Here is a 19,434-nt window from a genome sequence, read left to right as displayed (position 1 = left end):
ATGGAAGCGGTTTCGCGGCGGCTCGCGACGAGCCCGCCCGACCGTGCGCTCCGGCCCGCGACGCATCGTGCGAGAGGCAAGCCTCCGCGCGTTGGTCAACCGCATTGGTCGATTGTGTCCGGCAGACCAAGCATGAACCTTGCCCGCCGGGCTTGAGAAAACCTTGAAATTATACCGCAGCGCGCCATTGCGCGTCGTGTCGAGCACGCGCCGGGAATCGGCGCGGCGGCGCGCCGGGCGCCCGGCGGCCCCGCCGCGCGGCTCGTCAAAGCGTAAAAAATCCTTTATGCTGGTTCGAGTTATCACATCCGACGGCGGCGCCGTCCGGCGCGTTCGCCGCCGGTTGAGTCCGCCGTATTTCGTTTCATGACCGCCAAAACCATTCGTCACTACCTGCAGTTCAAGGATTTCTCGCTGGAAGACTACGAGTACGTGCTCGAACGCACGGGTATCCTGAAGCGCAAATTCAAGAACTACGAGACCTATCACCCGCTGCACGACCGCACGCTCGCGATGATCTTCGAGAAGAGCTCGACGCGCACGCGCCTGTCGTTCGAGGCCGGGATCTTTCAGCTAGGCGGCCACGCCGTGTTCATGAGCACGCGCGACACGCAGCTCGGCCGCGGCGAACCCGTCGAGGATTCGGCGCAGGTGATCTCGCGGATGGTCGACATCATCATGATCCGCACGTTCGAGCAGGACATCATCCAGCGCTTCGCCGAAAATTCGCGCGTACCGGTGATCAATGGCCTGACGAACGAGTACCACCCGTGCCAGGTGCTCGCCGACATCTTCACGTATTACGAGCACCGCGGCCCGATTCGCGGCAAGACGGTCGCCTGGGTCGGCGACGCGAACAACATGCTGTACACGTGGATCCAGGCCGCGCGCATCCTCGACTTCAAGCTGCAGCTGTCGACGCCGCCCGGCTATGCGCTCGACGCGAAGCTCGTCGATGCCGAAAGCGCGCCGTTCTACCAGGTGTTCGACGATCCGAACGAAGCGTGCAAGGGTGCGGATCTCGTCACGACCGACGTGTGGACGAGCATGGGCTTCGAGGCGGAGAACGAGGCGCGCAAGCGGGCGTTCGCCGACTGGTGCGTCGACGAGGAAATGATGTCGCACGCGAATTCCGACGCGCTCTTCATGCACTGCCTGCCCGCGCATCGCGGCGAGGAAGTAACGGCGGGCGTGATCGACGGCCCGCAAAGCGTCGTGTGGGACGAGGCGGAAAACCGTCTGCACGTGCAGAAGGCGCTCATGGAGTTCCTGTTGCTCGGGCGCCTGAACCACTGATTTGCCGGCGCGCACCGCGGCTGCGGCGCCGATCGGCACGCGACGCGGCGCCCGCGAAACGAGGCGCCCGCGCACTCGCCTTCGGCGCAAGAAGAAACCTCGCTGATCGACAGCGAGGTTTTTTTATCGCTAGACCGTCGATGCAGCCGCTGCGGGCGGCCGCAAGCCGCCTACAGGCATACCGGCTCCATCTCCAGTTCGACGCCGAAGCGTTCGAGCACGTCGCGCTGGATCGCACGCGCGAGCGCGAGCACGTCAGCGCCGGACGCGCCGCCGCGATTGACGAGCACGAGCGCCTGCCGGTCGTGGACAGCCGCCGCGCCAAGGGCGCGCCCCTTCCATCCGCAGCGATCGATCAGCCAGCCGGCCGCGAGCTTCATCCGGCCATCCGGCTGCGGATACGACGCGACGTCGGGCTCGCGCGCGCGCAGCGCGGCATACGCGTGTGCGTCGATCACCGGATTCTTGAAGAAGCTGCCCGCATTGCCCAGCTCGAGCGGATCGGGCAGCTTCGCGCGCCGGATCGCGACGACCGCGTCGAACACGTCGCGCGCGCTCGCGCGGCTCGCGTCGATTCCACGCGCGGCGAGCTCACGCGCGACGTCCGCGTAGCCGAGCCGCGGCGCCCACACCTTCGGCAACCGGAACGTCACCGACACGATCGCGAAACGGCCGCGCCCTTCCCGCTTGAAGAAACTGTCTCGATAACCGAACGCGCAGCGCGCCGCGTCGAACTCGACGATCTCGCCCGTCGCGAGCTCGACCGCGCGCAGCGACGCGAAACGCTCCTTCATCTCGATCCCGTACGCGCCGATGTTCTGGATCGGCGCCGCGCCGACCGTGCCCGGAATCAGCGCGAGATTCTCGAGCCCGGGCATGCCTTCGGCGAGCGTCCACTCGACGAACGCGTGCCAGTTCTCGCCGCCGCCCGCCTCGACGTACCAGGCGTCGTCGTCCTCGCGCGCGAGCGCGCGGCCACGGATCTCGTCGAGCAGCACGAGGCCGTCGAAGTCGCGCGTGAACACCACATTGCTGCCGCCGCCGAGCACGAGCGCATCGAGCCCCGCGACGCGCGGATCGCGCGCGAGCGACGCGAACTGCTCGGGCGAGCCGATCCGCGCCGCGACGCGCGCGCGCACGTCGAAGCCGAACGTGTTGTGCGCACGCAGCGAATAGTCGGAAAGCAATTGGACGGAAGAATCGGGACGGGACATCGGCATTCGCGGTTGCGCCGGCGCGCGGTCAAGTCCGCGGCCTTGGGCAAATGTAGGGGGCGCCGGTAAAATGGCGGTCAGCCCGCAATTATAGCGAGTGCCCGTACGCAGGCCGCGTGCGGCACGCTCTACAGGAGAATGCCATGCCATCGTTCGACGTCGTTTCCGAAGCGAACATGATCGAAGTGAAAAACGCAGTCGAGCAGTCGAACAAGGAAATTTCGACCCGCTTCGACTTCAAGGGCTCCGACGCGCGCGTCGAGCAGAAGGAGCGCGAACTCACGCTCTACGCCGACGACGACTTCAAGCTCGGCCAGGTCAAGGACGTGCTGATCGGCAAGTTGGCGAAGCGCAACGTCGACGTGCGCTTCCTCGACTACGGCAAGATCGAGAAGATCGGCGGCGACAAGGTCAAGCAGGTCGCGACGATCAAGAAAGGCGTGTCGGGCGACCTCGCGAAGAAGGTCGTGCGCATCGTGAAGGACAGCAAGATCAAGGTGCAGGCGAGCATCCAGGGCGATGCCGTGCGCGTGTCCGGCGCGAAGCGCGACGATCTGCAAAGCGTGATCGCGCTGCTGCGCAAGGAAGTGACCGATACGCCGCTCGACTTCAACAACTTCCGCGACTGACGCCCGGACGGGGCCCCGCGGGCAAGGTTGCCCGCGCCGTCCGCCCGCCGCACCACGCCGCCGCCGGCTCAGATGCGGCGTGGCGGCGATTGCAGCGTCGAGCGCCTCGCGGCGTTGCGGTCTCGCGGCGTATCGGGTTGCCTGACAACAGCGCGCAGCGTCCCAAGCAGTGGCGCAATCGAATGCGACGCTGGCAGCGGCGGCTGACCCGCGCCGCCGGCATGCTTTGCATCGCTCACGATTCGGCAGCCGGTTCGCGTCGTTCGCGCGATTGCGCCGCGACAGCGGCGCATGTTCCGGCGCGCCGCGTGCCTTTCGCGTCGTCACGCACGTCCCACACGCCGCTTGCACCGATTCGGCGCCAGCCGCTCGCGCACGCGATCGGCGCGCGAAACCCAAAACGCACGGCGTCCGGGCAAAACCGCCCCCTCCGCTCGATCACGCCTCTCCCGACGCGCCAGACGCCGGGCACGCGGTGCAGCCGGCTCATCCGCGTATCGCGGACGAGCGCGCGAATCACGCGTCCGTTTTCTTCTGCCCGATCCGGCTTTCCTCGCCGGCGAGCAGCTTCGAGATGTTCGAGCGATGTCGCCAGATCAGCAGCGCGCTCATCGCGATCACTGCCCACGCGACCGGATTGTTGCGCGTGCCGAACAGGAACACGTCGAAAACCGGCGCGAACACGGCCGCGACCAGCGCCGCGAGCGACGAATAACGGAAGAAGAACGCAATGATGAGCCACGTGAGCGCGGTCGCGAGGCCGAGCGCCGGATGCACGGCGAGCAGCACGCCCGCCGCGGTCGCGACGCCCTTGCCGCCCTGGAAGCGGAAGAACACCGGATACAGGTGCCCGAGGAACACCGCGATCGCCGCGAGCGCGACGCCGATCTCGCCGCCGATGCCGAAGTGCTTGACGAGCCAGACCGCGAGCCAGCCCTTGAATGCATCGCCGACGAGCGTGAGGATCGCCGCCTTCTTGTTGCCGCCGCGCAGCACGTTGGTCGCGCCGGGATTCTTCGAGCCGTACGAGCGGGGGTCGGCGAGCCCCATCGCGGCGCTGACGACGACGGCAAACGACACCGATCCGATCAGATAGGCGGCGACGGTAGCGAGCAGGATCTGCATGCGAAGGACTCTTGTTTCAACGTATGGGTTGGATGGATGGCCTCGATCGCGAAGCCGCGGCGGCGCTCATTCTACCGAAGCGGCGCGGCGCGCCATGCGGGTGAAACCCTCAGTCAACGCTCGCGCACTGCACGGGCCGCGCGCTCAGCAACGTCGTCAGAACGGCGGGGGCAAGGCTCACCAGATAGCCGCGCCGGCCGCCGTTCAGGTAGATCGACGGCAGATCGAGGATCGTCGATTCGACATAGACGGGCATCGCCTTCTTCGTGCCGAACGGCGACGTGCCGCCGACGAGGTAGCCCGAATGCCGGTTCGCGACCTCCGGCTTGCACGGCTCGACTCGCTTCGCGCCGATCTGCCGCGCGAGGTTCTTCGTCGACACCGTGCGGTCGCCGTGCATCAGGATGATGAGCGGCTTCGCGTGCTCGTCTTCCATCACGAGCGTCTTGACGACCGCGTGCTCGTCGACACCCAACTGCCGCGCCGATTCGGACGTGCCGCCGTGGTCGACGTATTCGTAGACGTGCTCGCCGAACGCGACGCCGTGGCGGCGCAGGAACTGGGTCGCGGGCGTTTCGGAAACGTGTTTGGATTTGCTCATGCGCGCATTTTAATTGCACGCGGCGCGCGGGACTATTGTCCGAATGGCAGATTGTCCGCGCGGCGCCCGCGTGGCACGATCGTCGCCACACGATAGGCGACGCGCGCGGCACCGCGCTCGCGCCGATTCATCGGAGAGACCATGACCATCGAGTTTTCCACCGGCGCGTCGATCGACGTCGACGCGCTGATCGACGCGTTGCCGCCGCGAATCGCGGCACTGCCCGCGCGCGTGGCCGACCGCGCGCCGGATCACGTCGCGCTGATCGAAGACACCCGCCGGCTCACGTATGCGCAACTCGCGCGCGCGATCGATGCCGCGGCCGAGCGGCTGGGCCGCCTAGGCGTGCGGGGCGGCGACCGCGTGATGATCGTCGCGGAGAACAGCGTCGCGCAGATCGTGCTGCTGTTCGCGGCAACACGGCTCGACGCGTGGGCGATCGTATCGAACGCGCGCCTCTCGGCGGCGGAGCTCGATGCGATCGCCGCGCACGCGCAGCCGCGCCTGATCGCATTCGTCACCGGCACGTCGCCCGACGCACACGCACACGCAGAACGCCGCGGTGCGCAACCGGCCGCGCCGTTCGAGTTCGACATCGGCGCGTGGTCGTACACGCTCGATGCGCGCGCGCGCGCGGAGCCGGTCGAAGCGGACGGCGCGCGCCAGTGCGCGGCGCTCGTCTATACGACAGGCACGACCGGCACGCCGAAGGGCGTGATGCTGTCGCACCGCAACCTGCTGTTCGTCGCGGCCGTGTCGAGCACGCAGCGGCGCGTCGCGCCCACCGACGTCGTCTACGCCGTGCTGCCCGCCTCGCACGTGTACGGGCTCGCGTCGGTCTGCCTCGGCAGCCTCTACGCGGGCGCGACGCTCAGGCTCGTGCCCCGCTTCTCGTCGCAGGCGCTGCGCCGCGCGCTCGCCGACGAGCGCGTGACGATATTCCAGGGCGTGCCTGCCATGCACGCGAAACTGCTCGAACATCTGCGCACGCACGGGCACGCATGGCACGCGCCGCATCTGCGCTTTGTCTACTCGGGCGGCTCGCCGCTCGACGCCGATCTGAAGGCGCGCGTCGAACGCGTCTACGGCCTGCCGCTGCACAACGGCTACGGGATGACCGAGAGCAGCCCGACGATCACGCAAACGCCGATCGACGCGCCGCGCACCGATTGCTCGGTCGGTGCGCCGATCCCGGGCGTCGCCGTACGTTTCTGCGCGGCGGACGGAACCGACGTGGCGCCGGGCGAAGTCGGCGAGCTGTGGGTGCGCGGGCCGAACGTGATGCTCGGCTACTACCGCGATCCGGAAGGCACGCGCGCGGCGGTCACGGCGCACGGCTGGCTGAAGACGGGCGACCTTGCGCGCGCCGGCGCCGACGGCGCGGTGACGATCGTCGGCCGTAGCAAGGAACTCATCATCCGTTCGGGCTTCAACGTCTATCCGTCCGAAATCGAGCAGGCGCTGAACGCACATCCTGACGTCGTGCAGTCGGCTGTGATCGGACGCGCGGTCGAAGGCAACGAGGAAGTGATCGCGTTCGTCGAGCTCGCGCCTAACGCGGCCGCAACCGAAGACGACCTGAAGCAGTGGTGCGCGGGCAGACTCACGCCGTACAAGCGTCCCGCGCAAATTCGCGCGCTCGACGCGCTGCCCGCCGCGTCGACGGGCAAGGTGCTCAAGCACCGATTGCGCGAAATGCTATGACGCGGCGCGGGCCGAGATCGCGCCGCCGATGCGCCGACGATCAGCGAGCTCACCGCGGCCCGAACAAGACCTGGGGCGCGGGCACACATCGTGTGCCGGCGCGCGATCCCGACGATCGCGCACGCGCGACGGCGCCCCGATCGCAACGGGCAAGCGTCACCCGCGCGGATGATGCGTCGCATGCAGCGCCTTCAACCGCTCGCGCGCGACGTGCGTGTAGATCTGCGTCGTCGAGATGTCGCTATGGCCGAGCAGCAGTTGCACGACCCGCAGGTCCGCGCCGTGATTCAGCAAGTGCGTCGCGAACGCGTGCCGCAGCGTGTGCGGCGACAGATGCGCGCGAACGTCCGCCTGCTGCGCATGGCGCTTGATGATGTTCCAGAACTGCTGGCGCGTCATGCCGTCGCCGCGCGCGGTGACGAACAGCGCGTCCGCCGCGCGCGCGCCGAGCAGCGCGGGCCGCGCGTCGCGCAGATAGCGTTCGATCCAGCCGTGCGCGACTTCGCCGAACGGCACGAGCCGCTCCTTCGAGCCTTTGCCCGTCACGCGCACCACGCCTTCGTTCAATCCGACCTCGACCGTCTTCAGCGTGACGAGTTCGCTCACGCGCAGCCCGCTCGCATACATCAGCTCGAGCATCGTGCGGTCGCGCAAGCCGAGCGGCGTGTCGACGTCGGGCGCGGCGAGAAGCGCCTCGACCTGGGCCTCGGACAACGTCGACGGAAACCGCGGCGCCTGCTTCGCGGACGCGATCCTGAGCGTCGGATCGACGGCCGCGCGGTGCTCGCGCACCGCCCAGCCGTAATAGCGGCGAAACACCGACAGCCGGCGATTCGACGACGTCGCCTTGCCATCGCTGCGCGCGGCGATGTAGCCCTCGAGCATCGGCCTTTCGGTGCGATCGAGACTTACCGCGTGCCGCGCGGCGAGCCACTGCGCGAACAATTGCAGGTCGCGCCGGTACGCGTCGAGCGTGTTGCGTGACAGCCCGTGCTCGAGCCACATCGCGTCGCAGAACAGATCGATCGACGTGCGGCTGTCGCGCCACGCCGGCGACGCGGCCAACTCGTCGGCCGGGCGATCGGCCGACGGCGCGGCCCCCCGGCCGGCGCCGCCGCTCGCCGGGCCGGGCGCGGGAATGCGTGCTGCGCGCGCCATCAGAACCGCACGCCCTCATGCGCGAGCAACCAGCGCTTGACCTTCAGGAAATAGCCTTCGTCGTCGTGGTTCGCGAAGCCGCCGATCCCGCCGGACGCGACGACGCGATGGCACGGAATCACGAGCGGAAAATAGTTCGCCCCGCAGGCCTGGCCGACCGCGCGCGGCGCGCTGCCGATCTGTTTCGCGATCTGCCCGTAGGTCAGCACGACGCCGGGCGGAATCGCGCAGATCGCGTTCCACACGCGATGCTGGAACGGCGTGCCGACTTCGGCGAGCGGCAAGTCGAAATGCGCGGATGCGCGCTCGAAATAACGCTCGATCTGACGCGCCACCCGCATCGCGAGCGTCGTGTCCGGCGCGACGCTCTTCATCGATTCGGGCAAGTAGACGATCTCGCGCACGACCGACGCGTCGGTGCGGATGCCGATCTTGCCGAATGGCGCATCGATTACTGCGTTGAACATCGTTCCCTCCTGAAAGGACGCGCCCGCGCAATGCGCGGGCCGCCCGCCAAACCGCCACTTTACGCCGCCTTCAGGCGGCGCGCAGCGCCCACTCGACGTGCTCGCGCACGAGCGCGGACACGGACGGGTCGCCCAAACGCGCATGCAGCGCCGCGACGATCGCCGCGCGCGCGCCGGGCTCGATGCGGCCGGGCGCGGCGCGCAGCGCGTTGCCGAGGCCGACCGCGAGATTGCGCAGCCAGCGCTCGTAGCCGATCCGGCGAATCGCACTGCCTTGCATCCGCTCGTCGAATTGCTCGGCCGTCCATTCGAACAACTCGACGAGCGACGCGCGATCGAGCCCGTGCCGCACGTCGAAATCGGCGACGGGCGCCGCCTGCGCGAACTTGTTCCAGGGGCAGACGAGCTGACAGTCGTCGCAGCCGTACACGCGATTGCCGATGAGGGGCCGCAGCGGCTCGGGGATGCTGCCGTGTAATTCGATCGTCAGATACGAGATGCAGCGCCGCGCGTCGACACGGTACGGCGCGACGATCGCGCCCGTCGGGCACGCGCCGATGCAGCGCGCGCAACTGCCGCAATGTGCGCCGGGCGTCTCGGGCGCGGCGTCCGGCGACGTCTGCGCGTCGGTCGGCAGCGGCACGTCGACGTAGATTTCGCCCAGGAAGAAAAACGAGCCCGCGTCGCGCTGCAACAACAGCGTGTGCTTGCCGCGCCAGCCGACGCCCGCCTTCTGGGCGAGCTCGACTTCGAGCACGGGCGCCGAATCGGTAAACACGCGATGGCCGAACGCGCCGATCTCGGCCTCGATCCGCTCGGCGAGCGTCTGCAGGCGGTTGCGCAACACCTTGTGATAGTCGCGGCCGCGCGCGTAGACGGACACGACGGCCGCCTGCGGATCGGCGATGCGCGCCGCCTCGCGCGCGCGCCAGTCGCGCCGCGCGCCACCCGAATCGAGCGCGTCGCCGAGCGTTTCGGCGGGCAGGTACGCGAGCCGCGCGGAGATCACGCGTCGCGTGCCGGCCACAAGTTCGGCCGGCCGCGCGCGTTTCATCCCATGTTTGGCCATATAATCCATTTCGCCGTGGCATCCGGCTTCCAGCCAGGCGGCGAGCCCCGCTTCGGCATCCGAGAGATCGGTATCGCTGATGCCGATCGCCCCGAAACCCAATTCGCGCCCCCAGGCCTTGATGCGCGACGCGAGCTCCGCGAGCCTCGCATCGTCAAGGCGAGACGGCGCCGCGCGCCCATCCTGCGAGGGGCGCGCGTCTGCGACTGCGAGTTCCGGAATTCGGTTCATCGCTCTATTTTACGAGAATGCCCGAGCAGCCTAGCCACGCGCACGCCGCGCCCCTCCTGCCCGCTCCGCTTGCCGAGCACACGCTCGCGCTCGCCGACGAAGCGGCGACGATCGCGTTCGGCGGACGCCTCGCGCACGCACTCGACGCGGTGCGCGCCGAGCGCGCCGCCGCGCACGCGTTCGACGGCCTGCAGATCCAGCTGTACGGCGATCTCGGCGCGGGCAAGACGACGCTCGTGCGCGCGATGCTGCGAGGCCTCGGCCACGCGGGCCGCGTGAAGAGTCCGACCTACACGCTTGTCGAGCCCTACGCGCTCGCACGCTCCGATGGGGAACTCGCGGTCTATCACTTCGATCTGTACCGTTTTAGCGATCCGGCCGAATGGGCCGACGCAGGCTTTCGCGAGTATTTCAATTCCGGCGCGATCTGCATCGTCGAATGGCCGCAACGGGCGGGCGCGCTCCTTGGCGTGCCGGATCTCGTGTTCTCGCTCGACGTGGACGGCGAAGGCCGCCGCCTCACCGCCCGGGCGTACAGCGCATCAGGAAAGGCATGTCTCGAAAGATGTTGATCAAACCGTTCCGCTCGATCGAATCGGCGGCCACCGCGACCCATAACTGGCGACGCCGGCAGATCCTGCGCGCCGGCGCGTCGACGCTCGTGCTCGGGCTCGCGCTGCCGCGCCTCGCGCACGCGAGCTCCGTGCTCGGCGTGCGCGTGTGGCCCGCGCGCGACTACACGCGCGTGACGATCGAATCGGATCAGCCGCTGCAGAACACGCAGCAACTGCTGCAAGGGCCGGACCGGCTCGTCGTCGACCTGAACGGCCTCGAGCTCGACCAGGCGCTGCGCGACCTCGTGTCGAAGATCGCGCCGAACGATCCGCAGATCCAGTCGGTGCGGGTCGGCCAGTATCAGCCGCATGTCGTGCGGATGGTGTTCGACCTGAAGGGCTCGGTGAAGCCGCAGGTGTTCACGCTGCCGCCCGTCGGCACCTACAAGTACCGGCTCGTGTTCGACCTGTATCCGGCCGTCGCGCCCGACCCGCTGTCCGACCTGATCGCGCAGACGGAGCGCAAGGAACAGCAGTTGAACGATACGCTGCGCGCGCAGCAGGCGCAGCCGCCGACGGCCGCGCTCAACGGCCCGACCGCCGCGCCGCCCGCCGCGACCGACAACAGCGATGCGTTCTTCCAGCGCTTCGCGCAGAACGGCACGCCGCCCGCGCACTCGCCGCGGCCGGCGCCCGCCAATCCGCCCGTCGCGCAGACGGCACCGCCCGCCGCGCCGCAGCGGCCCGCGGTCAAGCCGCCGCCCGTCGTCGCGCGCAAGAACGACGACGATTCCGGCGACGCCGACACCTACGCGTTCACCGCGCCGAAGTCCGGCCGCGGCACCGTGCGCCTGCTGACGGTCGCGATCGACCCGGGCCACGGCGGCGAGGACCCGGGCGCGATCGGCGGCGCCGGCACGTACGAGAAGCACATCGCGCTCGACATCGCGAAGAAGCTGCGCGCGAAGATCGACGCGGCGCCCAACATGCGCGCGATGATGACGCGCGACGCCGACTTCTTCGTCCCGCTGAACGTGCGCGTGCAGAAGGCGCGGCGCGTCGGCGCGGATCTGTTCGTATCGATTCACGCGGATGCGTTCACGACGCCGTCGGCGCGCGGCTCGTCGGTGTTCGCGCTGTCGGACCACGGCGCGTCGAGCGCGGCCGCGCGCTGGCTCGCGAACAAGGAGAACTCGTCGGACCTGATCGGCGGGATCAACATCAAGACGCAGGACGTCTCGGTGAACCGCGCGCTCTTCGACATGTCGACGACCGCGCAGATCCGCGATTCGCTGCGCTACGGCAATTACGTGCTGCGCGAAGTCGGCGGCATCAACAAGCTGCACAAGGGCTCGGTCGAGCAGGCGGGGTTCGCGGTGCTGAAAGCGCCCGACATTCCGTCGATCCTCGTCGAGACCGCGTTCATCAGCAATCCGGACGAAGAGCGGCGGCTCAACGATGACGCGTATCGCGACCAGATGGCCGACGCGATCTTCCGCGGGATCAAGCGCTATTTCGCGGCGAATCCGCCGCTCGCGAAGAGCCGGATGACGTAACCCGCGCGCGCGGCGCGGCGACGCCGTGGCCGCCGCGCCCCGAGTGCCGCCTTCCGGCTCGCGCGAGCGCGGGCCGGCCCTACCCCGCCATCACGACGCGGCCGCGAAAAAACGGCGCACGACGCGATCGCCGAATACGTTGACCGCGAGCCCCGCCATCACGAGCGCGGCGCCCGCGAGCTGCGCGTGCGTCAGCCGCTCGCCGAGCAGCAGCGACGACGACGCGAGGCCGACGATCGGCACGAGCAGCGAGAACGGCGCGACCTGCCCGGCCGGATAGCGCGACAGCAAGCGGCTCCACAGCCCGTAGCCGAGCAGCGTCGCGACGAAAGCGAGATAGACGACGGCGAAGATCGACGCGCCCGACAGCGACGTGAGCGCGGCCTGAATCCGCTGCGGCCCCTCGAACCAGTACGACAGCGCGAAGAACGGCACGGGCGGCACGAGGCTCGCCCACACGACGAGCGACACGAGATCGACCTTGCCGACCTTCTTCGTCACGATATTGCCGAGCGCCCACGACGCCGCCGCGCCGATCGTCAGCAGAAAGCCCGCGAGCGTCATGCCGCGGCCGCCCTGCACGGCGATCGCGACGAGCCCGACCGCGGCGATCGCGAGGCCCGCGAGACTCTGCGCACGCAGTCGCTCGCCGAGCACGAGCATCGCGAAGAAGAGCGTGAAGAACGCCTGCGCCTGCAGCACGAGCGACGCGAGCCCGGCCGGCATGCCGACGTACATCGCGGAAAAGAGGAACACGAACTGGCCGAGCAGGATCGTCGAGCCGTACAGCGCGAGAAGCCGCAACGGAATGCGCGGGCGGCGCACGAAGAACACCGCGGGCACCGCCGCGAGCAGGAAGCGCAGCCCGCCGAGCAGCATCGGCGGCACGCCGTGCAGCCCGACCTTGATCACGACGAAGTTCACGCCCCAAGCCAGGATCACCACCAGCGCCAGCAACAGGTCTTTCGGGGCCATCGTCGTCTCCTCGGTCTTTTTCGCGCGAATCGCCGAGTCTACCGGCGTTTCGCGAAGCTTGCAGGCGGCCCCGCGCACCTCGAACGCGCGCCGCCGCATCCGCCGAGACGCCGTCACTCCGCTACGCCGTTACAATGGGCCGCACATTCCGTATCCGCCACGCGAACGCGTCGAGCGTTCCGAACCGCCCCCGCCAGCCATGACCGACTCGATCAAAGCCATCCTGAAGCCGCACGTGCGCGACATCGGCAACCTGACCGTGCGCCGCACGCTGCCCGCGCTCACCGCGCGCACCGTCGGCCCATTCATCTTCTTCGATCACATGGGCCCCGCCGAGCAGCCGGCGGGCGCGGGCCTCGACGTGCGGGCGCATCCGCACATCGGCCTCGCGACCGTCACCTACCTGTTCGACGGCGCGATCCTGCACCGCGACAGCCTCGGCTCGGTGCAGAAGATCGTGCCGGGCGACGTCAACTGGATGACGGCCGGACGCGGGATCGTCCATTCGGAGCGCACGCCCGACGACGCGCGCGCGCGCGGGCAGACCGTGCACGGCATCCAGACCTGGGTCGCGCTGCCGCGCGAGCACGAGGCGTGCGAGCCGTCGTTCGAGCACCACGCGGCCGCGACGCTGCCGAAGCTCGAGCGCGACGGCGTCGCGCTGACGGTGATCGCGGGCGACGCGTTCGGCGCGCGCTCGCCCGTCACGACGTTCTCGCGCACGCTGTACGTCGCCGCCGTGTTCGCGGCGGGCGGCACGCTCGCGCTCGACGCCGATCACGAAGAACGCGCGGTGTATCTCGTCGACGGCGACCTGACGATCGACGGCATGCCGCTCGAGCTCGCGCAGATGGCGGTGCTCGCGCCCGGCGCGCGCGCGGCGCTCGCGAGCGCGGGCGGCGCGCGCGCGATGCTGCTCGGCGGCGACAAGCTCGACGGCGAGCGCTTCATCGAGTGGAATTTCGTCGCGAGCTCGCGCGACGCGATCGAGCGCGCGAAACACGCATGGGCGGCGCAGCAGATGGGAACGGTACCTGGCGAGACCGACTGGATTCCGTTCCCGGAGCGCCGCGCACATTGAAAAAACCTCCGCGCACCCTCACTGTGCATTCATCCAACATCGACGAGAACGCCATGGACACCACGCTCGCCACTTTCGAACGCGACGTCATCGAAGCATCGCTTGCCGCCCCCGTGCTGGTCGACTTCTGGGCGCCCTGGTGCGGCCCGTGCAAGACGCTCGGCCCGCTGCTCGAGAAGCTCGAGCAGGCGTACGAGGGCCGCTGGAAGCTCGTGAAGGTCAATGTCGACGAGAATCAGGAGCTCGCCGCGCACTTCCAGACCCGCAGCATTCCGCATGTGATCGCATTCGCGGGCGGACAGCCGGTCGACCAGTTCGTCGGCGTGCTGCCCGAAGGGCAGCTGCGTGCGTTCCTCGACCGCCTCGTGCCCACGCCCGACGAAGCCGAGCGGCAGGCCGCGCAGGCCGCGCTCGCCGAAGAGCGGATCGACGACGCGCTGTCGCACCTCGAAAACGCGCTCGCGCTGAACCCCGGCTACGACGAAGCGCGCCTCGATCTCGTCGAGTTGCTGCTCGCGCTGAACCGGATCGACGACGCCCGCGCGGAGGCCGCGCGCCTGTCGCCGCAGACGACGGGCGGCGCCGACGCGCGCTATCAGGCGATCAAGACGCGCTTCGACGCGCTCGATGCGACCGCCGACCTGCCGCCGACCGATGCGCTCGAAGCGCGGATCGCGAGCGACCCCGCCGATCTCGACGCGCGCTTCGATCTGGCGCAGAGCCTGATCGCGCGACGCGCGTACGATGGCGCGCTCGAGCAGTTGCTGGAGATCGTCCGGCGCGACCGGACGTTCGGCGACGACGTCGGCCGCAAGACGATGATTTCGGTGTTCGAGCTCGCGGCGGACCAGCCCGAGCTCGTGTCCGCGTGGCGGCGCAAGCTGAGCGCGGCGCTGAACTGACGAACCGATAATCCGACAATCCGACGAACCGACGACGACAGGCTTAGGCCGGAGCGGCCATGCGGCGGGTGCGCGTGATGCGCGTCCGCCGCTTTTTTCTTTCCGAACGGTTAAGCGACGGCTGCGCCGCGCGAAGACGATGCGAAGCCGGCGTTGCGCGCCGCGCGAGTCGTTCGTCCGCTCCCGGGAAACGCCGTTCCGGCACGCACGGCTCAGCCGCGGCCGCACCCGCGCCGCGACGGGCGTGCTCGCCGCCCGCGCGTTACCGCTGCGCCCGCGCGGCGAGCGCGCGCAGCGCATGCGCGGCCGCCGCGAATCCGAAGCTCGCGGTCACGCACACGCTCGAGCCGAAGCCTGCGCAATTGAGCCCGGTGGGCCCCGGCGCCTGCGCGTCGGTTGCCGCGTGCATCGCGACCTCGTCGACGTCGCACACGGCCGCCTCCGGATAGATCAGCGGCTCGTCCGAATACACGGCGCTCACCTTGAATTTCGCTTTCGGCCCGCGCGCAAAGCCGTGCTGCTTGCGTAACTGCGCGCGCACCTTCGACAGCAGCGGGTCCTGGATCGTCTGCGCGAGATCGTCGATCCGGATGCGGGTCGGATCGAGTTGGCCGCCCGCGCCGCCGACCGTCACGAGCGGCTGGCCGCGCGCGACGCACCACGCGATCAGCGCGACTTTCGTGCGCACGCTGTCGATCGCGTCGACGATGTAGTCGAAGCCGCCGCCGAGCAGCGTATCGAGATTGTCCGGCTCGACGAAATCCTCGATCTTCACGACGCGGCACGCCGAATCGATGAGCGCGATCCGCTCGGCCATCGCGTCGACCTTCGGTTTGCCGTAGTTGCCGTCGAGCGCGTGGATCTGCCGGTTCGTGTTGCTTTCGGCGACGTTGTCGAGATCGATCAGGGTCAGTTCCCCGACGGCGCTGCGCGCGAGCGCCTCAGCCGCCCACGAGCCGACGCCGCCGATGCCGATCACGGCGACGCGCGCGCGCTCGAACGCGGCGAGCGCGTTGGCGCCGTACAGCCGGGCGACGCCGCCGAAGCGCCGGGCGCGATCCGCGTCAAGCTCGCCGGATGGCTGCGGAGTAACATCGTGAAGCGTCGCAATGGCGTCGGTGCGAGACATACAAGCTGATCGAAAGGAAACGGATAGCCCGTTATTTTGCCTGATCGACCGGCGGCAATCACGCGCCGAACCACTGCAACGCAGGTTTTTTCCACCTTCGCTATACTGGCCCCGATTGAGCGTTCGCACACCAATGACGACACTTGCCGATCTCCGCACCAACTACTCCCGCGCGTCGCTCGACGCGGCGGACGTGAACCCGAATCCGTTCGTCCAGTTCGACGTCTGGTTCAAGGAAGCGCTCAGCGCGCAGTTGCCCGAGCCCAACACGATGACGCTCGCGACCGTCGACGAAGCCGGGCGGCCGTCCGCGCGGATCGTCCTCATCAAGGGCGTTGACGAGCGCGGCTTCGTGTTCTTCACGAACTACGAGAGCCGCAAGGGGCGCGAGCTCGCGCACAACCCGAACGCGGCGCTGCTCTTCTACTGGATCGAGCTCGAGCGGCAGGTTCGCATCGAGGGGCGCATCGAGAAGACGACCGAAGAGGAAAGCGACCGGTATTTCGCGTCGCGCCCACTCGGCTCGCGGATCGGCGCCTGGGCGTCCGAGCAGAGCGCGGTGATCGAAAGCCGCGCGCTGCTCGAGGCGCGCGAGAAGGAAATCAGCGCGCGCTTCGGCGAAAATCCGCCGCGCCCGCCGCACTGGGGCGGCTACCGTCTCGTGCCGAGCACGATCGAATTCTGGCAGGGCCGCCCGTCGCGGCTCCACGACCGCCTGCTGTATACGCGCGACGCCGCGTCGGCGAGCGGCTGGAGAATCGCGCGCCTCGCGCCGTAACGCGGCGCGCCCGCCCCCGCCCTGCCCGCGTTTCGTTTTGCTCGCGGGCGGCCGGCGCCTTCGCACGCCGGCCGCCCGCCCGACAACTTGGCTGTATTTCGTTTCAACGAACAAAAGGGGATTCCAAATGTTCTGGGAAAAGAAACTGGCACAGTGGGCGGACGAGGTGCGGGAGAAGTCGAACATACCGGCGCGCCTCGTCCTCTGGAACGGACAGCAACTCGATTTCGGCACGTTCGCGGCGCCGCAGGTGACGCTGAAGGTCAACAGCGCATCCGCGCTGCCGCTGCTGCTCGAGCCGAGCCTCGACAATCTCGGCGAGGCGTACGTGAAGGGCAAGATCGACATCGAGGGCAAGCTCGCCGACATCATCAACATCGGCTATTCGCTCGCGCGCAGCACGGTAACGAGCGCGAGCAAGCTCGCGCGCGTGAAGCGCTACTTCAATCACTCGAAGAATTCCGACAAGAAGGCGATCCAGTACCACTACGACGTGTCGAACGAGTTCTACAAGCTGTGGCTCGACGAGAACATGGTCTACTCGTGCGCCTACTTCGAGAACGGCGACGAAGACCTCGGCACCGCGCAGATCAAGAAGATCGACCACATCCTCACGAAGATTCGCGTGCAGCCCGGCCAGCGCCTGCTCGACATCGGCTGCGGCTGGGGCGCGCTCGTGCTGCGCGCGGCGGGCAAGTTCGGCGCGCGCTGCGTCGGCGTCACGCTGTCGCAAAACCAGTTCGATCTCGCGACCGAGCGCGTGAAGCGCGCGGGCCTCGAGAACCAGATCGAGATCCGGCTGCAGGACTATCGCGAAATCGACGGCCAGTTCGACCGGATCACGAGCGTCGGGATGTTCGAGCATGTCGGCCGCAAGAACCTGCCGCTCTATTTCTCGCGAATCCGCGAGCTGCTCGCCGACGACGGGATCGCGATGAATCACGGCATCACGTCGACCGACGCGGAAAGCGGCGAGACGGCGCTCGGCGGCGGCGAGTTCATCGACCGCTTCGTGTTCCCGGACGGCGAGCTGCCGCACATCAGCCTCGCGCTCGAGGCGGCGCAGCGCGGCGGACTCGAGGCGATTGACGTCGAGAGCCTGCGACGGCACTATGCGCGCACGCTCGACATCTGGACCGAGAACTTCGAGGCGAAGGCCGAGGTAGCCAGATCGCTCGTCGACGACGAGAAATTCCGCATCTGGCGCGTGTATCTGGCCGGCTGCGCGTATGCATTCGAGCACGACGACGTGTCGATCTTCCAGATCGTGTGCCGCAAGGCCGGGCAGAGCGCGAAGACGCTGCCGTGGTCGCGGCGCTACATGTACGAACACGCGCTGCCGCGCTGACGGGCAGCGCCTTTTTGCGATGACGGATGGGTGACGGCAGCACGCGGCGCAAACCTGCGCCGCCACGACAAGACGACGCGCGAAGCGATCAATTCGACCTGTTCGGCGGGGAACCGCTGCCGCCCGCGCCCGCGTCTGCGGATTCGGATTCGGCGGCTTCATCGGCCGGCGGATCGGGCGCCAAACGCAAGCGCGCGACGGCCGGCAAGCCGCGCGGCACATCGCGGGATGTCGCGGCGCCGCGCGATGCATTGCAGCGCGACGGCATCGCACGATCCTCCCGGCCTCCCGCAGACCCCGCGCCGGGCGCGAACGATCGCGCCAACGGCGAGAGCGATGGCACTGCCGACGCTCGCGCCAATTCGCATGCTCATTCCCACACCGGCACCCACGCGAAACCCGAAGCCGCGCCCGACGCCGGCGCCCGCGCCGGCGACGCTCCGCCGGCCGCCCCCGCCGGCTCCACCACCCCGCCCGACTCCGCCGCGACACCCGCGCTCCCCGGCTTCGACGCGCCGCCGCCTGCCGCCGTGCCGAAGAAGCGCGCGCGACGGCGCGGCGTCTCGCCCGCCGCGATCGCGGACGACGTCGCGGCCGCCGCGCGCGAGCTGCCGCCGCACGTACGGCTCGGCACGTCGTCGTGGTATTTCCCCGGCTGGAAGGGCATCGTCTATGGCGACGACTACGCGCAATCGAAGCTGTCGCGCGAAGGTCTCGAGGCATACGCCGCTCATCCGCTGCTCAAGAGCGTGAGCCTCGACCGCTCGTTCTACGCACCGCTCACCGTCACCGATTATTTGCGCTACGCGCAGCAGGTGCCGGACGATTTCCGCTTCGTCGTCAAGGCGCCCGCGCTCGTCACGGATGCGGTGCTGCGCGGCGCGCGCGGCGAGCCGACCGGCCCGAACCCGGCGTTCCTGAACGCGCAGCTCGCCGCCGACGAATTCGTGCGCCCGTGCCTCGAAGGGCTCGGCCGCAAGGCGGGTGCGCTCGTCTTCCAGTTCCCGCCGCTGCCCGGCACGCTGCTCGCCGATCCGGCCGCGCTCGTCGATCGCCTGAGCGCGTTCCTCGGCGCGCTGCCGCCGCTGCCGCACGGCCCTGACAATCCTGACGGCCCGCGCTACGCGATCGAGATTCGCGACGCGAGCCTTCTCACGCCCCGCTTCATCCGCGCGCTCGCGGCGGCGGGGGTGCGCTACTGCGTCGGGTTGCACGCGAAGATGCCGGACCCGCTGCGTCAGGCGGCGGCGCTCGCGCTCCTCGACGGCGAGCCGTCGGGCCCGCTGATCGTCCGCTGGAGCCTGCACAGCGGCTTCAAGTACGAACAGGCGAAGGCGAAGTACGAGCCGTTCGACCGGCTCGTCGACGAGGACCCGCATACCCGCACGGCGCTCGCGGAGCTCGCCGCGCGCTATGTGCTCGCCGGCCAGCCGGTGCTCATCACGGTGAACAACAAGGCGGAAGGATCGGCGCCGCTGTCGTGCATCGCGCTCGCGAAGGAAATCGCGGCCGCGTGCGCGCGCTGGCGCGGCGAGGCGGCGTAACGCACGGGGGCGCGCCGTGCGCCGCTTGGCAAACACCTTTCACGGCAGACGGCGGCACGAGGCACGCGACGCC

At 69.0% G+C, this 19,434-nt stretch carries 19 protein-coding genes; 10 read left to right on the top strand and 9 right to left on the bottom strand.

Annotated elements, in window-relative coordinates; translation table 11 throughout:
• The first annotated feature begins 366 nt into the window (after positions 1-366).
• The gene (gene argF, locus BTH_RS15935) at positions 367-1,296 is read left to right on the top strand and encodes an ornithine carbamoyltransferase (protein WP_009892669.1); all 930 of its coding nucleotides are present in this window, start codon (positions 367-369) and stop codon (positions 1,294-1,296) included.
• Between the two features lie 170 nt (positions 1,297-1,466).
• Here the strand turns inward: argF and murB are convergent, their stop codons facing one another.
• The gene (murB, locus tag BTH_RS15930; protein ID WP_009892671.1) at positions 1,467-2,516 is read right to left on the bottom strand and encodes a UDP-N-acetylmuramate dehydrogenase; all 1,050 of its coding nucleotides are present in this window, start codon (positions 2,514-2,516) and stop codon (positions 1,467-1,469) included.
• Between the two features lie 137 nt (positions 2,517-2,653).
• Here murB and BTH_RS15925 point away from each other — a divergent pair, with 137 nt between their 5' ends.
• A complete protein-coding gene (locus BTH_RS15925) occupies positions 2,654-3,139 on the top strand; it encodes a YajQ family cyclic di-GMP-binding protein (protein WP_009892673.1) in 486 nt (161 codons plus the stop codon).
• A gap of 235 nt (positions 3,140-3,374) precedes the next feature.
• On the opposite strand, the gene BTH_RS15920 is transcribed toward BTH_RS15925, so the two are convergent.
• The 3 genes from BTH_RS15920 to ybaK form a co-directional block, all read right to left on the bottom strand.
• Positions 3,375-3,659, bottom strand: a complete 285-nt coding sequence (locus BTH_RS15920; protein ID WP_009892675.1) for a hypothetical protein — start codon at positions 3,657-3,659, stop codon at positions 3,375-3,377.
• The gene (gene plsY / locus BTH_RS15915) at positions 3,656-4,264 is read right to left on the bottom strand and encodes a glycerol-3-phosphate 1-O-acyltransferase PlsY (RefSeq protein WP_009892677.1); all 609 of its coding nucleotides are present in this window, start codon (positions 4,262-4,264) and stop codon (positions 3,656-3,658) included. The genes BTH_RS15920 and plsY overlap by 4 nt, the downstream gene beginning before the upstream one ends.
• A 109-nt stretch (positions 4,265-4,373) precedes the next feature.
• A complete protein-coding gene (ybaK, locus tag BTH_RS15910; protein ID WP_009892679.1) occupies positions 4,374-4,865 on the bottom strand; it encodes a Cys-tRNA(Pro) deacylase in 492 nt (163 codons plus the stop codon).
• A gap of 141 nt (positions 4,866-5,006) precedes the next feature.
• Between ybaK and BTH_RS15905 the strand changes: the two genes are divergently transcribed.
• Entirely contained in the window at positions 5,007-6,569 is a 1,563-nt protein-coding gene (locus BTH_RS15905) for a class I adenylate-forming enzyme family protein (protein WP_009892681.1), read from the top strand.
• A gap of 156 nt (positions 6,570-6,725) precedes the next feature.
• Here the strand turns inward: BTH_RS15905 and xerD are convergent, their stop codons facing one another.
• The 3 genes from xerD to queG all read right to left on the bottom strand — a co-directional run bounded on the left by xerD (position 6,726) and on the right by queG (position 9,494).
• Positions 6,726-7,727, bottom strand: a complete 1,002-nt coding sequence (gene xerD, locus BTH_RS15900; protein ID WP_009892683.1) for a site-specific tyrosine recombinase XerD — start codon at positions 7,725-7,727, stop codon at positions 6,726-6,728.
• Positions 7,727-8,194 (bottom strand): methylated-DNA--[protein]-cysteine S-methyltransferase, encoded by a 468-nt coding sequence (locus tag BTH_RS15895; protein WP_009892684.1) that lies wholly within the window; start codon positions 8,192-8,194, stop codon positions 7,727-7,729. The genes xerD and BTH_RS15895 overlap by 1 nt, the downstream gene beginning before the upstream one ends.
• Before the next feature lie 70 nt (positions 8,195-8,264).
• Positions 8,265-9,494, bottom strand: coding sequence for a tRNA epoxyqueuosine(34) reductase QueG (gene queG, locus BTH_RS15890; protein WP_009892685.1), 1,230 nt, complete (start codon positions 9,492-9,494; stop codon positions 8,265-8,267).
• Between the two features lie 17 nt (positions 9,495-9,511).
• Here queG and BTH_RS15885 point away from each other — a divergent pair, with 17 nt between their 5' ends.
• Positions 9,512-10,066 (top strand): bifunctional tRNA (adenosine(37)-N6)-threonylcarbamoyltransferase complex ATPase subunit type 1 TsaE/phosphotransferase, encoded by a 555-nt coding sequence (locus BTH_RS15885; protein ID WP_009892686.1) that lies wholly within the window; start codon positions 9,512-9,514, stop codon positions 10,064-10,066.
• Positions 10,060-11,604, top strand: a complete 1,545-nt coding sequence (locus BTH_RS15880) for an N-acetylmuramoyl-L-alanine amidase (protein ID WP_009892687.1) — start codon at positions 10,060-10,062, stop codon at positions 11,602-11,604. The genes BTH_RS15885 and BTH_RS15880 overlap by 7 nt, the downstream gene beginning before the upstream one ends.
• Positions 11,605-11,694: 90 nt before the next feature.
• On the opposite strand, the gene BTH_RS15875 is transcribed toward BTH_RS15880, so the two are convergent.
• Positions 11,695-12,579 (bottom strand): O-acetylserine/cysteine exporter, encoded by an 885-nt coding sequence (locus BTH_RS15875; protein WP_009892689.1) that lies wholly within the window; start codon positions 12,577-12,579, stop codon positions 11,695-11,697.
• A gap of 199 nt (positions 12,580-12,778) precedes the next feature.
• On the opposite strand from BTH_RS15875, the gene BTH_RS15870 reads away from it, so the two are divergent.
• Both BTH_RS15870 and trxA read left to right on the top strand, forming a co-directional pair.
• Positions 12,779-13,660, top strand: a complete 882-nt coding sequence (locus BTH_RS15870; protein ID WP_009892691.1) for a pirin family protein — start codon at positions 12,779-12,781, stop codon at positions 13,658-13,660.
• A gap of 53 nt (positions 13,661-13,713) precedes the next feature.
• Positions 13,714-14,562: a thioredoxin gene (gene trxA, locus BTH_RS15865; RefSeq protein WP_009892692.1), complete on the top strand. Its 849-nt coding sequence runs from the start codon at positions 13,714-13,716 to the stop codon at positions 14,560-14,562.
• Positions 14,563-14,824: 262 nt separating this feature from the next.
• Here trxA and tcdA read toward each other — a convergent pair whose 3' ends face one another.
• Positions 14,825-15,691, bottom strand: a complete 867-nt coding sequence (gene tcdA, locus BTH_RS15860) for a tRNA cyclic N6-threonylcarbamoyladenosine(37) synthase TcdA (RefSeq protein ID WP_009892694.1) — start codon at positions 15,689-15,691, stop codon at positions 14,825-14,827.
• Between the two features lie 133 nt (positions 15,692-15,824).
• On the opposite strand from tcdA, the gene pdxH reads away from it, so the two are divergent.
• The 3 genes from pdxH (at position 15,825) to BTH_RS15845 (ending at position 19,361) form a co-directional block, all read left to right on the top strand.
• Positions 15,825-16,469: a pyridoxamine 5'-phosphate oxidase gene (pdxH, locus tag BTH_RS15855; protein ID WP_009892695.1), complete on the top strand. Its 645-nt coding sequence runs from the start codon at positions 15,825-15,827 to the stop codon at positions 16,467-16,469.
• A gap of 127 nt (positions 16,470-16,596) precedes the next feature.
• Positions 16,597-17,817 carry an SAM-dependent methyltransferase gene (locus BTH_RS15850; protein ID WP_009892696.1) on the top strand — a complete coding sequence of 407 codons (1,221 nt, stop codon included), beginning with the start codon at positions 16,597-16,599 and terminating at the stop codon, positions 17,815-17,817.
• Between the two features lie 26 nt (positions 17,818-17,843).
• Entirely contained in the window at positions 17,844-19,361 is a 1,518-nt protein-coding gene (locus tag BTH_RS15845) for a DUF72 domain-containing protein (RefSeq protein WP_009892697.1), read from the top strand.
• Positions 19,362-19,434: the final 73 nt, after the last annotated feature.

Source organism: Burkholderia thailandensis E264, assembly GCF_000012365.1.
Classification (GTDB): domain Bacteria; phylum Pseudomonadota; class Gammaproteobacteria; order Burkholderiales; family Burkholderiaceae; genus Burkholderia; species Burkholderia thailandensis.
The sequence above is the reverse complement of the archived record's forward strand: the minus strand, read 5'-3'. Positions and strand labels throughout refer to the sequence as shown.